Genomic DNA, 13,186 nt, shown 5'->3' on the forward strand with positions numbered 1-13,186 from the left:
CGTGAGCACTGAACCCCGCCCGGCAGAATCTGCCCCACATAGACGCCCCTTCGCCGCCAAGTACGAATACCGTTGGTGGGGAATGGCTCTCGCTGTACTGGGTGGCTTGACCTTAATAGGCGGGTTCGGAGCAATCGTCCCCGCGATCGCAGGCACCTCAACCACGAACCCCGTAGGTTCGATAATAGTGGGAATGGGTCTTTCCGTCTGGTCGGTTTACCTGCTTCGCGGCCAAGGGACCAACCCCGCGATCGCTCAAAGGAAAGCCGCTGCGGCCGAGCGCGCTAAGGCAGCAAGCGAACGGCAGGCCGAGGTCGCTGCTGCGAGTATGAACGAAGCTACTTCAGCACTGATCAAAGCCGGTTCAGGCGGAGCCGCTGCGGTCGCTCTCCGGAACTTTTGGGAAACAGCAAAGAAAAACTACCCTACCGATGTGGCAGGAGCAGCAAATCACTATCTCTCACATGCTGGCCTTTCAGCTGCCTCGTTCGAGTCGCCAAGCATCGGCTCTGTGGATGCCGTGCAGGGCGGGCAAGTGGAGTTCTTCAGGGACTGGGTAATTTACGGCCAGACTGCCTACGACATCGACAGTTCGACGAGAGGGCAGGTCTTTGTGGACGGCTCAATCCAAGTAACCTCCGCAACTGTCACAGACAAAAAGGGACGCTCCAAGATCGTCAACACCCAGCACGACATGCGAACTGCCCAGCTACAACTCTCTGGTGCGGGATGGTCAGTCGGTATACCAATAAAGCCAGCCGCAGCCAACGAAGGCCGGAGGCTCGTGGACCAACTCGCGACCCACGTGGAGACGCTTAGACCGCAGAACGCTACAGCAGCAGACATTCGTGCAATGGTCGACACGATTCTCACCAATACAGGCCAGCCGGTCGCAGAGAAACTTAAGCAGATCTCCAACCTGCGCTTCGACCGATTGCTCACTGACGCGGAGTTCGAATCCGCCAAGAAACGCATTTTGGACATCTAACGATCGGATTACTCAAAGCGGCAATCGACGCAATCAGAGCGACCTCTCTGCCCAGCAGAAAGACTTCTGCATTGACCCGCACGGCCTCGCACCCTCCGCGGTACTGGTCTCAGCCGCTAAACAAAAAGCCGACGCCGATCATGGTGCGAATATAAGCGACTCGGGCAAAAGCATACGAGACTAAGTCAACCAATGGGGAAGCTGTCAGCCCAACCTTTGTGGCTAGTGCGGTTAGTCGTTCAAGTTGTCCTCGTAGGCAGCAGCCGCGGCTTCCATCTCCCACGACTCCACGAACGAATCTTCGGGAATCAGGTAGGGACGATCGATGGCTGTGCCATTCGAGCAGACGTAGTCGTCGTGCCAGTCGTCGTTGTAAGTCGGGTCCCAGATGCAGCGCCATCCGCCACTCGCTTCGCTTTCGACGGGTTGTTGATCTGCAGAGTTTTCGCCTTCAGTGTGAAGGGGCTCTTGAAGCGGTTGATTGTCATCGTGGATGTCGAAATAGGACGAGCATCCCGCGAGCGCCAGCACAGCCGCGACTAGGACAACAACAGAGCGGCGATACATCGGCGGCAAAGCCTCTCGGTTTTAAGCGGATAGCGAGTCAGGAATCATCCAGAGAGTACAGCGGCAGTCAGACGTCAACTAGCCCCCAACTCAGGGTTCAGCCGAAGTCGCACAACCCTCCACATGCAACCCTTCCGCAAGGGTTTCGACAATAAGAGCGCTTGGGTTTCCAGAATCTCTCACAGCTCCGCCTCTAGGATTCGAACCTAGACTGGACAGCTCCAAAGGCTGCCGTGCTGCCGTTACACCAAAGCGGACCGCACCCGAAGGCGCGCATCAATTCTGCCAGATCATTCGCCGTCTGTCGTGCACGTAGCCCGATTCGGAGCCTTAACACACGTTTCTTCGGGGTTCTGGGGTGCGTTTGTGGCACACATCCGGGGATCGAAGCTGAGATAATAACCGGATGCCCCAACGCGACGAAGTCGACCGAATTGTCGAAGCGTGGTCGCGCGAGCGCCCCGATCTCGACTTTGCGCCGTTGCATGTTCTCAGCCGTGTCGGCCGCCTTGCGAAGCACCTCGAACGTGCCCGTAAGGCCGCTTTTGCTGTCGCTGGCGTCGAACCGTGGGAGTTCGATGTGCTGTCTGCTCTGCGCAAGGCCGGCGCCCCGTACCAGTTGAGCCCGACGGCTCTCGTGCAGCAAACAATGGTTTCGAGCGGCACGATGACGAACCGCATCGACCGCATGGTGGCCCGCAAGCTGGTCGAGCGTCGCACCGACCCCAATGATGGTCGCGGCGTAATTGTGATCATGACGGCCAGTGGGCGCGAACGCGTCGATGAAGCCATCACTTCGCTCGTGCACGACGAGACAGCCCTGCTGGCGCGCATGTCTCCGCTGGAACAAGAACGATTGAGCTCGCTGCTCAGAAAGTTGAGCCTCGACGGTGAATAACCTGCAAGTCCCGACCGCTTTTCGCCGCAACTCCCCCGGGCTCGGTCTGGCACTTGCCGCTTTCGCTCTCGCTGTACTCATCAGTTTTCTGGTGCCGGCAATCCCGACGCTGACCGCGTGTGTGGTGCTGGGCATCCTATTCGCCGCCCTGCCGTGGCGCGGTTCGGTTCGTGCCGCGGTGAAGCCGGGGCTCGCGATTGCCGCTCGTCGTTTGCTGCGCATCGGTGTTGTCTTGCTCGGCTTCAAGCTGAGTCTCGTGAACATTGCCGAACTGGGCTGGCTCGTACTCGGCATGATCGTCGCCATCGTCGTCATCACATTCTTCTTCACCTGGGGCATCGGCCGGATGCTGCGCCTGCCCGGTCAGCAGTCCGTGTTGATTGCCGCCGGATTCTCAATCTGTGGCGCCTCGGCCATCGGCGCGATGGCGGGTGTCACGCGCGCGAAGGACTCCGACACCGCCACCCCGATCGCGCTAGTCACGCTGTGTGGCACTCTCGCCATTGCCTTACTCCCCGCGCTTCGCCCGCTCCTCGGTCTCGACACCGCTGAGTTCGGGATGTGGGTGGGGGCGAGCGTGCACGATGTCGGCCAGGTCGTCGCTACGGCTCAAATCGCGGGGGCAACTGCTCTTGCTGTTGCCGTTGTGGTGAAGCTCACCCGGGTCGCGATGCTCGCGCCTATGGTGGCGCTGGCGGGCGTGGTCGCCGCGCGGGCCGACCGCGTGCAGGCTGCTGCCGCGACTGCCGCTGGCGAGCCTGCTGCTGATCGCGGCGAGGTGAAGCGCCCCGCCATCCTGCCCCTGTTTGTCGTTGGTTTCTTGGCGGCGGTTCTCGTGCGTACCTTCGTTCCGCTCTCCGACGGCTTTCTTGAGGCAACAGCCTACGGCCAAGAACTCGTACTCGGCATGGCCCTCTTCGGGCTCGGAGCCTCGATCAGCATTGGCAACCTCGTTCGCACCGGTGGGCGCGCTCTCGTGGTCGCACTCATCTCGTGGGCCGTTATTGCTCTGCTCTCCTACGGCGCGGTGGAAATCGCCCGCGCCGCAGGAGTCGCTGCCCTGGGCTAGCGCCAGAGCCGTTAGCTGATGCCAGACCCCGCGGCTGACATCAGTAAAGGTGCTAAAGCCAGCGCCGGACCGGAGCCGAGAACCAGCGGGTTTCCGGCTTCGTACGTTGCACGAGCTTCTCGACAATTGTCGTGACCGACAGTCGTGACGCGCTGACCACGAAGACTGCGGTGACGATCGAGAGCGCCAGCATGATCGGGTACTCGTCAATCAGTTGGTCGGCGGCCCAGTAGGTGAGCAGCGTAAAGGCGCTCATCAAGGCTGCCGGAAGGGTGAACACTCCGACGATGAGGGCGATACCGAGGCCGACCTCAAGGGTGGGAATAGCCCAGCCGAAGAAGCCGGGGGCTCCCCCGAGGAAGGTGGTGGTGAATGCCTCGAAAAAGTCGGGCACGCGATTGTTGGAGACGGTGCTGTCTACAACGAGTCCGATGTCGGCCCCGTCGAATCCTGCCTTCAGCTTGAACAGACCTTCGTTAAGCCACAGGATGCCGAGGCCCACCCTCGCCGCTCCCGTGATGACGGAAGCGACAAGGGAAAGCGCACGGTTCATCATGAGAGGAGTGCGGATCCGAAGATTGCCTTGACCTTGTCGCAGTAGATGACGACGGTGTCGTAACCGGAGACATCCATGGCATCGAAGGTGAAGGTTTGGGTCTCTTCATCGAAGACAACAGAGTCGATCTGCATGCCGGCGGCAATGGCATCCTCATCGTCACCATTGGTGAGGTAGACGTGCAGGTCGGGGCCCTCGTCGGAGGAGTACCCGGAAAGCACGATTTCTGAGTCGCTGACCGTGACGGTACCGGCGACCGACTTGTCGCCCTGGCCAGCGAACTCACCCGTGCGCGTTACTTCGTCAACGGGAGCCACCGTCTCGGACTGCGACGACTCGGGGGCGGTGGATTCGCTGCTCGTGGTGTCGGTTGCTGCACCGCTGCAGGCACTGAGCATGAGCGAGAGAGCGAGGATTGCTGCGCCGGAGATAACTGATTTTCTCATGAGGGAGTTCCTAAGTTCGTGTGTTGTTGGAGGACGCCAACGAGTCAATGACGCGGTGACGGTTACGAACCTAAGCCGGGGGTTCAGCGAAAATGACGGATGTTTCAAGAGCGTAAGAATTGAAACCGGCATTCCCTCGGGCAGCCAATCTAGGCTGGGGCTATGGAAAATCAGCCGAGCGTCATGATCGTCGAAGACGACGCCACTGTGCTCTCGGTGGTCACCGAATACCTGCGCGGGCGGGGATATTCCGTTACGGGCATTAGCGACGGGATCCAAGCGCGCGATGCCCTGCGCGGCCCGCTACCCGACGTGCTCATTCTCGATCGAATGCTGCCCGGCGTCGGCGGCGACGAACTGTGCCGACAGGCGCGCGCGGCATCCCCGCAGCTACCGATCATCATGCTGACCGCTCTGGATGCCGTAGAAGAACGCATCGATGGTCTCGAACACGGCGCCGATGACTACATCGCCAAGCCATTCTCGTTGCGCGAATTGCAACTGCGAGTCGACGCGATGGTGCGCCGCACGCGCAGCTCGCATGTGTCATCCGAACCGTTTACGCTCGGTCAGTTTCGCGTTGACCCGGCGCACCGCACGATCTTCCTCGACGGCAACGAGATGACATTGACCACCCGCGAATACGAGCTCTTTCTCTTTCTGCTGCAAAACCCCGAACGCGTGCTGAGTCGCGACGACATTCTGCGTGAGGTGTGGGGGTGGAGCTTTGGCGAGGCCTCTACCGTCACCGTGCACGTGCGCCGACTGCGCGAAAAGATTGAACCCGAACCGCGCTACCCCCGCTTTCTCCTCACGGAGTGGGGCAAGGGATACCGCTTCACCGTGAAGGATGCCGCATGATCCTCAACTCGAGCGAGGTGCTGTTCATTCTCGCCACCGCCGCCGTCTGCACGACCGCCGTGATGCTGGTCGCGCTGCTCGTTTTGCGGTGGGGCCGTCGGCGTTCGATTGCGTTCCAGTTCACGGTCGTCGTGATTGCGGCGATCGTCTCGATCGCTGTGACTACCGTCGTCGCGACCGCGCAAATGTATCTCTCGGCCCACGACCTGCAGGTCGTACTGTGGGTCGTCGGCATCTCGACGGTGATGAGTCTCATCGCCGCCCTCGTGAGTGGGCGGGCGGTTCGCCGGGCCTTTGCCACGCTGCGCGAAAGCGTGGCGCAGGTCGGAGCAGGCGATGTTGTCGCCCCCAATTCCGACACGTGGAAAGAGGTCGCCGAAGTCTCGGTGCAGCTCTCCGAAGCCTCCGAACGCCTCGCCGCCGCGCGTGACGAAATTGCTCGCCTCGATGCTTCGCGCCGCCAGTTCTTCGCCTGGATCTCGCACGACCTCCGCACTCCCCTGACCGGCATCAGCGCCCTCGCCGAAGCCCTTGACGCTGGCGTAGTGGAAGACCCGAGCGACTACCTGCGCCAGATTCGCGCCCAGGTCGGCACCATGAATCGTCTCGTCGACGATCTCTTTGAGCTGTCGCTCATCCAAAGCGGCACCCTCACGCTGCGGCCCGAGAACGTGGAGCTGCTCGATATTGTGTCGGATGCCGTTGCCGACGTCAGCCAGCTGGCGGCGGCTCGCGGCATCCAGATCAGCCATGCCGGCGTGGAGGGGCGGATGCTCTGGGCCGACCCGCACGAGCTCACGCGCGTGGTCGTGAATCTGCTCACCAACAGCATCCGCTACGCGCCAGCGAACTCGCAGATTCTCGTGAGCGCCGACCAGCGCGATGAGTCAAGTCTGGTGCTGTCGGTGCTCGATCAAGGCAGCGGGGTCGCCAGCGAAGACCTCAGTCACATGTTCGAGATCGGTTGGCGCGCCACCGAAGCGCGCACTCCCGAGCAGGAGTCGAGTGGTTCGGCCGGCGCCGGACTCGGCCTCGCGATCGTGCGCGGCATCGTCGAAGCCCACGGCGGCGGTGTGAACGCCGAGCAGCTCCCCGAGGGGTTCCGACTCAACGTCGCGCTACCGACCGTCGCGGCCTAGCACGCTAGCTAGCGTTCTAAGAGAGCAGTTCGTCGAGTTCGAGCCAGCGGGTCTCGACGGTGTCGAGAGCCTCTTGCAGCGCCTGCTGTTCGCCAACGAGAGCACCCAAACCAGCGAAGTCTGACTGGTCGTGCGTGGCCATGCGCTGGTGAAGTTCAGCGATCTGCCCCTGCAGCTTGGCAATCTTGCGACCGGCAGCAGCGTGCTCCTTCTGCGAGTTGCGCAGCTCGGCACCACCCAGCTTGGGCTTGGCCTTCGCGGCCGTGGCATCCGGCGCACCAGCGGCAGCACCAGAAGCATTGCCCGAGGAGCCCTTGAGCTGCTGGTTACGAAGCTCGAGGTACTGGTCAACACCACGCGGCAGGTGACGGAAGTTGCCCTCCATCACGGCGTACTGCTGGTCAGTCACGCGCTCGAGCAAGTACCGGTCGTGGCTCACGACGAGCAGCGTGCCGGGGAACGTGTCGAGGAGGTCTTCGATCGCGGCCAACATGTCGGTGTCGAGGTCGTTAGTCGGCTCATCGAGAATCAGAACGTTCGGCTCCGAGAGCAAAATGAGCAGCAATTGCAGTCGACGCTTCTGCCCACCCGAGAGGTCTTTCACCGGGGTGGAGAGCTGCGTGCTCGTGAATCCAACGCGCTCCAACATCTGGGTCGGCGTCATCTCTTTGCCGCCCGTGACATAGGTGCTCTTGTGGCGGCCGATAACGGTGCTGACGCGCTCTTCCCACACGTCATCGAGCTCGGCGAGCTGCTGAGTGAGGGTCGCGACCTTGATGGTCTTGCCACGCTTGACGCGACCAGCCGTCGGCAGCAGGGTGCCCGAGACGAGCGAGAGCAGCGTCGACTTTCCGGCACCATTGACACCGAGGATGCCCGTGCGCTCGCCGGGAGCGATGCGCCACGTGACGTCCTTGAGTACGGTCTTTTCGCCCTGCGCTCCGGATGCCGGGTCAGTGACCTGGTAGGTGACGGTCACGTCTTCGAGGTCAACAACATCCTTGCCGAGGCGCTGCATCGCCATCGACGACAGCGACACGCTGTCGCGGGCGGGAGGTTCGTTTTCGATGAGCTCGTTGGCAGCATCGATGCGGAACTTCGGCTTCGTTGTGCGCGCGGGCGCACCGCGGCGCAACCAGGCCAACTCTTTGCGCATGAGGTTCTGGCGCTTCGCTTCGGAGGCAGCAGCCATGCGGTCACGCTCCACGCGCTGCAGAATGTAGGCCGCGTAGCCGCCTTCGAAGGGCTCAATCAGACGATCGTGAACCTCCCACGTGGCGGTACAGATCTCATCGAGGAACCACCGGTCGTGAGTGACGACCAGCAGCCCGCCGGCGTTAGTTCCCCAGCGGCGCTTGAGGTGGCCGGCAAGCCACGAAATGCCTTCGACGTCGAGGTGGTTAGTGGGCTCATCCAAGAAGATGACGTCCCAGTCGCCAATCAGCAGAGCCGCAAGAGCAACACGACGACGCTGGCCACCAGAGAGGTCGCCAATTTTGGCTTCCCACGGGATATCTGCTGCGAGGCCCGCAATAACGTCGCGAACCTTGGGGTCGCCCGCCCACACGTGCTCGTCGATATCGCCAATGACGGTCTCGTGCACCGTCTTGGTTCCATCGAGCTCGTCGGCCTGATCGAGCATTCCGAGGCGCACGCCATTGCGGCGCGTAACGCGACCCTCGTCGGGCTCGAGTCGGCCCGAAAGCATCCGCATAAGGGTAGTTTTGCCGTCACCGTTGCGACCGACGATGCCGATACGGTCGCCCTCGTCGAGGCCGATCGTGACATTATCAAAGATTACGCGGGTCGGAAATTCGAGATGAAGGGACTCAGCGCCAAGAAGGTGTGCCATTCGGGCAAGCCTAGCCGGGTTAGTCGCTAATAATTCGCGCGCCGTGAACCGGACCGGTCGCCCGCACCACGTTCATTTGCGCTGCGCTCAACGCGATCTGCAATTCGAGGGCCGAATCGAGGTCAGCGGTGAGGAAGGCAACCGTCGGGCCCGAGCCAGAAACGACACCCGCGAGGGCGCCGTTCTTCTCGCCGAGTTCGATCACGCCAGCAAGCGACGGTGCCATTTTGAGCGCGGGGGCCTGCAGGTCATTGTGGAGGCACTCGGCAAGCATGTGCGGGTCGCCGGCACGCAGTGCCTGCAGAACATCAGCGTCAACCGACGGGGCAACCTCGGCCGGGAAGATGTCTTGAGAGTACTGCTGGCGGTGCTCATCAAGCGCCGTGTACACCTCGGGAGTCGAGAGGCCCGCATCGGAGAGAGCGAGAACCCATTGAAACTGGCCTTTGGCAAGAGCAGGGCTGAGCTGGTCGCCACGGCCTGTTCCGATAGCGGTTCCGCCGGTGAGCGCGAAGGGCACGTCGGCACCCAATTCGCTGGCGAGGCCGAGCATTTCTTCGCGAGAGATGTTGGTGCCCCAGAGCGCATCGCAGGCCAAGAGAGTTGCTGCGGCATCCGCCGAGCCGCCGCCCATACCGCCCGTGACAGGAACGTGCTTGTCGATTTCGAGCCGAACACCGCCACGGTAGCCAGTGCGGCGAGCGAGAAGGCGAGCCGCCATGATGGCGATGTTGGAGCCGTCGGTGGGCACACGAGAAAGATCGACGGTGCCGGTAACCGACACCGAGAAGTCGTCGGCGTGAAAAGCGCGCACATCTTCACACAGTGAAACAGCCTGATAGGCAATGGCAACGTCGTGATATCCATCGTCGAGCAGCGAGCCGACTTTGAGGAAGACATTGATCTTGCCGGGGGCACGAGCGTGAACCATTGTGGAGGCTGCCGGGACGGTAGTCATGATCCAAACTTACCTTGTGGAACGTACCGGTCTGTGCGCAGGGTGGGGATAACGGGCCTCGACAAAAAATCGTGAAGCTCTCGTTACCCTGGTGAAACTACTTCGAAATATTGAGCCCGCGAACTGCCGCGTAGCGGGCCGTTACTGACTCCGCCCACTCGGCGCTCACATGAGCAGCGTTGGCCTTGAACCAGCTCAGAAATTCTGCGTGCTGCCACTTTCCGGCGCCCGCCATATCGAGAAACGCGAACCACTCATCGGGATGCCGCCCCGTTCCTTCCAGAACGTCGCGGTCACTGGGGGTGTTGTTCGTTGCTTCCGACATGAGGCCAACCTACCGTCGTTCGGCACCAAACGGAATGGCTGATCTGACGCAGCCTGCAGCGGGCGAAGGCATCTCGCTAGTTACGCAGCGCGCGCAATAGCAAGGAAATCGAGCACCGTGAGTTCCTCGCCGCGGGCGGTGGGGGCGATACCCGCCGCCACAAGCCGCTCGGAGGCGGCCGTTGAGCTGCCCAGCACGCTGGAGAGCGATTGACGCAACATTTTGCGACGCTGCTGGAAGGCGGCATCCACGAGAGCGAACGTTGCTTTACGCTCCTCAACGGTTCCGGGTTGTTCGCGACGCTCGAAGCGCACGAGCACCGAGTCGACGTTGGGAACAGGCCAGAAGACCTGACGGCTAACGAGACCGGCGGTGGAGAACTCTCCGTACCACGCAGCCTTGATGCTCGGCGAACCGTAAACCTTGCTGCCTGGGCCGGCGGCGACACGATTGCCCACTTCGGCCTGCACCATCACGAGACCGCGGTCGAGCGAATCGAAGTGCTCCAAGAAATGGAGCAGCACGGGAACCGACACGTTGTACGGCAGGTTCGCGACAAAGACGCGGGGCTCGTTGGGCAACTCGGTGACGCGCAAAGCGTCTTCGGTGATGACCGTGAGCTGAGCATCCGGCTGCATCTGGCTCACCGTAATGGGCAACTGGGCAGCCAGACGCTTGTCGATTTCGACGGCGACGACGGATGCCCCGGTCTCCAGAATGCCGAGCGTCAAGGAGCCAAGCCCTGGTCCAACCTCGACCACTGTTTCGCCCGAGACGACGTGCGCGGCCTTCACGATGCGGCGCACCGTGTTGGGATCAATGACAAAGTTTTGGCCCAGCTTCTTGGTGGGCTGGATGCCGAGCAGATCCGCGAGATCGCGGATCTCGGCGGGACCGAGCAGGGTGTTCATCGCGTGCCTACATTCTGTGCGCTCGAGACGGATGCAGCGGTCGTCTCGCCGCGTGCCGGCGCCGGTTCGATGCCCGTGGGGAGTTCGGTGTCCCACGAACCATAGACGGCCTCGGTGGTGGCCGCGAGTTGCGCCGAGAGTTCGAGCTCGCTGATTTCGAGGTGGGCTGCCATCGCGCGCACCGTGTGCGGCATCAGGTACGGCGCATTCGGACGGCCGCGCAGCGGATGCGGCGTGAGATAGGGAGCATCAGTCTCGATCATGATGCGATCGAGATCGATCACGGAAAGCGCTTCGCGCAGGTTCGCGGCATTCTTGAACGTCACTGTTCCGGCGAACGACAAGAACCAGCCGTTGTCGGCGGCGATGCGGGCCATTGCAGCATCACCCGAGAAGCAGTGGAAGACCGTGCGCTCGGGAGCACCGACGCGCAACAGCGTCTCGATGACCTCGTCATGAGCGTCGCGATCGTGAATCTGCAGCGCTAGGCCGTGCCGCTTGGCAATCGCAATGTGCTCTTCAAAAGAGCGGAATTGCGCGGGGCGACCCTCGTCATCCGTGCGGAAGAAGTCGAGACCCGTTTCGCCGATAGCGCGCACTCGCGGAAGCGCGGCGAGTTCGTCGATGGCGGCGAGCGCAGCATCCAACTCCCCCGCAGCAGCGAGCTCGGGAGCATCGTTTGGGTGGATTGCTACCGCAGCGAGAACACGCGGGTTGGTGGCGGCGAGTTCAGCCGACCAACGACTCGTGGCGACATCCGTGCCGACCTGCACGACACCGCGAACGCCGACCGAAGCGGCGCGGGCGAGGTGTTCGGTGAAGTCGAGTGCGCCGTCGGGCCCGCCGTCAGCGATCTCGAGGTGCGTGTGATTGTCGTAGACAACGCCCTCGAGAGGTTCGGGCAGCGGCGGATATTGCAGCTTCTCGGAGGCTTTCTCGTCGGCGCTGCGGTGACGCTGCCTGATGAACGGTTCGGTCACGCCGTGCCGCTCTCGGCATCCACTTCGATGCGCGGGAACAGCGACGATTCAAGAGCCGTGACGCGACCGGAGTGCGACCAGTTCTGAGCGTCGTCGATGCGCTGCTCGCGCAGTTCACCGACACCACCGATGGCGGTCCAGAGCTTTTCAGTTGCCTTAGGCAGCACCGGCGACAGCAAGATCGCGAGGGTGCCCAGTCCGTTGACGGTCGTGGCCAGCACGGTACCGAGGCGTTCGCGGTTGGCGGGGTCTTTCGACAGCGCCCAGGGCTCTTGCTCCGTGATGTACCCGTTGAGTTCATCCACGAGTTGCCACACTGACGAGAGTGCTTCGTTGATCGCGAACGTGTCGATGAGCGCGTTCGACTTCTCGGTGGCACGCTTCTGTGTCGCGATGATCGCTTCGTCGGATGCCGTGAGCTCACCGAGCGTCGGAATCTCACCATCGAAGTACTTATTCACCATCGCGATGACGCGCGAGGCAAGGTTGCCGAAGCCGTTAGCCAGCTCTGCTTGGTAGCGCGCGCTCAGGTCTTCCCAGCTGAAGGAGCCGTCTTGACCGAAAGTGATGGCGCTCATGAAGTAGTAGCGGAAGGCGTCGGAACCGAAGGTGTCGGTGATCTGGCTCGGAGCAATACCGGTGAGCTTCGACTTGGACATCTTTTCGCCACCCACGAGCAACCAGCCGTGGCCGAAGACAGCGCGAGGCACGGGCAGTCCGGCAGCCATGAGCATGGCGGGCCAGATCACCGCGTGGAAGCGGGCAATGTCTTTACCGACGAGCTGCACGGCAGGCCAGCGCTTGGCGAACTGTTCGTCGTCGACGCCGTAGCCGATGGCGCTGACGTAGTTGAGTAGGGCGTCGAACCAGACGTACACGACGTGGGTTTCATCCCAGGGAACCTTGACACCCCAGTCGAAGCTGGAACGCGAAATGGAGAGGTCGTCGAGACCCTGCTTGACGAACTGCACGATTTCGTTGCGCACGCTCGCGGGCTGCACGAAGTCGGGCTGGCTTTCGTAGAGGTCGAGCAGCTTCTGCCCGAAGTCGCTCATGCGGAAGAAGTAGTTCTTCTCCTTGAGAATCTCGACGGGGCGCGAGTGAATCGCGCACACGAGCTGGCCCTTGTACTCACCGTCGGGGGCGGTGACGAGGTCATCGAGCTGCTTGTACTCTTCGCAACCGACGCAGTAGTAGCCCTCGTATTCACCGGCGTAAATATGGCCGTCGTCGTAGAGGCGCTGCAAGAACGTGGCAACGGCTTTCTCGTGACGCTCATCGGTCGTGCGAATGAAGTCGTCGTTGGCGATGTCGATGGTCTCGAGCAGCGGCTGCCAGGAGTCGGCAACGAGGCGGTCGGCCCACTCTTGGGGTGTCGTGTTGTTGGCGACAGCGGTGCGCAGAATCTTCTGGCCGTGCTCGTCGGTGCCCGTGAGCAACCAGGCGTCTTCACCCCGCTGACGGTGCCAGCGCGCAAGAACGTCGGCGGCCACCTCCGTATACGCGTGCCCAATGTGGGGAACGTCGTTCACATAGAAGATGGGCGTCGCAATGTAGAAGGAGTCGCCGGCAGACATGCCTTCATTCTATTCGCCTGTGCCGATTGATTACGCCGGGGGTGCCCGCGTTCGCTGGG

General features: G+C 62.0%; 14 protein-coding genes and 1 tRNA gene. 5 read left to right on the top strand and 10 right to left on the bottom strand.

From position 1 onward, the window contains the following. The first annotated feature begins 1 nt into the window (after position 1). Positions 2-988, top strand: coding sequence for an SHOCT domain-containing protein (locus ACWTV3_RS10675; protein WP_498478190.1), 987 nt, complete (start codon positions 2-4; stop codon positions 986-988). A 231-nt stretch (positions 989-1,219) separates the two neighbouring features. Here the strand turns inward: ACWTV3_RS10675 and ACWTV3_RS10680 are convergent, their stop codons facing one another. Continuing rightward, positions 1,220-1,555: a hypothetical protein gene (locus tag ACWTV3_RS10680; protein WP_498478191.1), complete on the bottom strand. Its 336-nt coding sequence runs from the start codon at positions 1,553-1,555 to the stop codon at positions 1,220-1,222. 185 nt (positions 1,556-1,740) lie between these two features. Beyond that, positions 1,741-1,812: transfer RNA gene (locus ACWTV3_RS10685), tRNA-Gln, on the bottom strand. 149 nt (positions 1,813-1,961) lie between these two features. Here ACWTV3_RS10685 and ACWTV3_RS10690 point away from each other — a divergent pair. Both ACWTV3_RS10690 and ACWTV3_RS10695 read left to right on the top strand, forming a co-directional pair. Then, complete coding sequence (locus ACWTV3_RS10690; RefSeq protein ID WP_100389650.1) at positions 1,962-2,453, top strand: MarR family winged helix-turn-helix transcriptional regulator; 492 nt, start codon at positions 1,962-1,964, stop codon at positions 2,451-2,453. Then, the gene (locus tag ACWTV3_RS10695; RefSeq protein WP_498478192.1) at positions 2,446-3,522 is read left to right on the top strand and encodes a YeiH family protein; all 1,077 of its coding nucleotides are present in this window, start codon (positions 2,446-2,448) and stop codon (positions 3,520-3,522) included. Before ACWTV3_RS10690 ends, ACWTV3_RS10695 begins: the two co-directional genes overlap by 8 nt. A gap of 52 nt (positions 3,523-3,574) precedes the next feature. Here ACWTV3_RS10695 and ACWTV3_RS10700 read toward each other — a convergent pair whose 3' ends face one another. Both ACWTV3_RS10700 and ACWTV3_RS10705 read right to left on the bottom strand, forming a co-directional pair. Then, the gene (locus ACWTV3_RS10700) at positions 3,575-4,078 is read right to left on the bottom strand and encodes a DoxX family membrane protein (protein ID WP_498478193.1); all 504 of its coding nucleotides are present in this window, start codon (positions 4,076-4,078) and stop codon (positions 3,575-3,577) included. Beyond that, positions 4,075-4,524 (bottom strand): DM13 domain-containing protein, encoded by a 450-nt coding sequence (locus ACWTV3_RS10705; RefSeq protein ID WP_498478194.1) that lies wholly within the window; start codon positions 4,522-4,524, stop codon positions 4,075-4,077. The genes ACWTV3_RS10700 and ACWTV3_RS10705 overlap by 4 nt, the downstream gene beginning before the upstream one ends. A 162-nt stretch (positions 4,525-4,686) precedes the next feature. Here ACWTV3_RS10705 and ACWTV3_RS10710 point away from each other — a divergent pair, with 162 nt between their 5' ends. Beyond that, positions 4,687-5,385, top strand: coding sequence for a response regulator transcription factor (locus ACWTV3_RS10710; protein WP_498478195.1), 699 nt, complete (start codon positions 4,687-4,689; stop codon positions 5,383-5,385). Further along, entirely contained in the window at positions 5,382-6,524 is a 1,143-nt protein-coding gene (locus ACWTV3_RS10715) for a sensor histidine kinase (protein WP_498478196.1), read from the top strand. Before ACWTV3_RS10710 ends, ACWTV3_RS10715 begins: the two co-directional genes overlap by 4 nt. Before the next feature lie 16 nt (positions 6,525-6,540). Here the strand turns inward: ACWTV3_RS10715 and ACWTV3_RS10720 are convergent, their stop codons facing one another. The 6 genes from ACWTV3_RS10720 to metG form a co-directional block, all read right to left on the bottom strand. Then, positions 6,541-8,376 (bottom strand): ABC-F family ATP-binding cassette domain-containing protein, encoded by a 1,836-nt coding sequence (locus ACWTV3_RS10720; RefSeq protein ID WP_498478197.1) that lies wholly within the window; start codon positions 8,374-8,376, stop codon positions 6,541-6,543. Between the two features lie 19 nt (positions 8,377-8,395). Then, positions 8,396-9,334, bottom strand: a complete 939-nt coding sequence (locus ACWTV3_RS10725; RefSeq protein WP_498478198.1) for a 4-(cytidine 5'-diphospho)-2-C-methyl-D-erythritol kinase — start codon at positions 9,332-9,334, stop codon at positions 8,396-8,398. Between the two features lie 97 nt (positions 9,335-9,431). Continuing rightward, positions 9,432-9,659 (bottom strand): 4-diphosphocytidyl-2C-methyl-D-erythritol kinase, encoded by a 228-nt coding sequence (locus tag ACWTV3_RS10730; protein WP_498478199.1) that lies wholly within the window; start codon positions 9,657-9,659, stop codon positions 9,432-9,434. Between the two features lie 80 nt (positions 9,660-9,739). Next, positions 9,740-10,570, bottom strand: a complete 831-nt coding sequence (gene rsmA / locus ACWTV3_RS10735; RefSeq protein WP_498478200.1) for a 16S rRNA (adenine(1518)-N(6)/adenine(1519)-N(6))-dimethyltransferase RsmA — start codon at positions 10,568-10,570, stop codon at positions 9,740-9,742. Then, entirely contained in the window at positions 10,567-11,550 is a 984-nt protein-coding gene (locus ACWTV3_RS10740; protein WP_498478201.1) for a TatD family hydrolase, read from the bottom strand. The genes rsmA and ACWTV3_RS10740 overlap by 4 nt, the downstream gene beginning before the upstream one ends. Then, positions 11,547-13,127: a methionine--tRNA ligase gene (gene metG / locus ACWTV3_RS10745; protein ID WP_498478202.1), complete on the bottom strand. Its 1,581-nt coding sequence runs from the start codon at positions 13,125-13,127 to the stop codon at positions 11,547-11,549. Before metG ends, ACWTV3_RS10740 begins: the two co-directional genes overlap by 4 nt. Positions 13,128-13,186 lie beyond the last annotated feature (59 nt).

It is taken from the genome of Salinibacterium sp. AL4.1 (genome assembly GCF_059767305.1).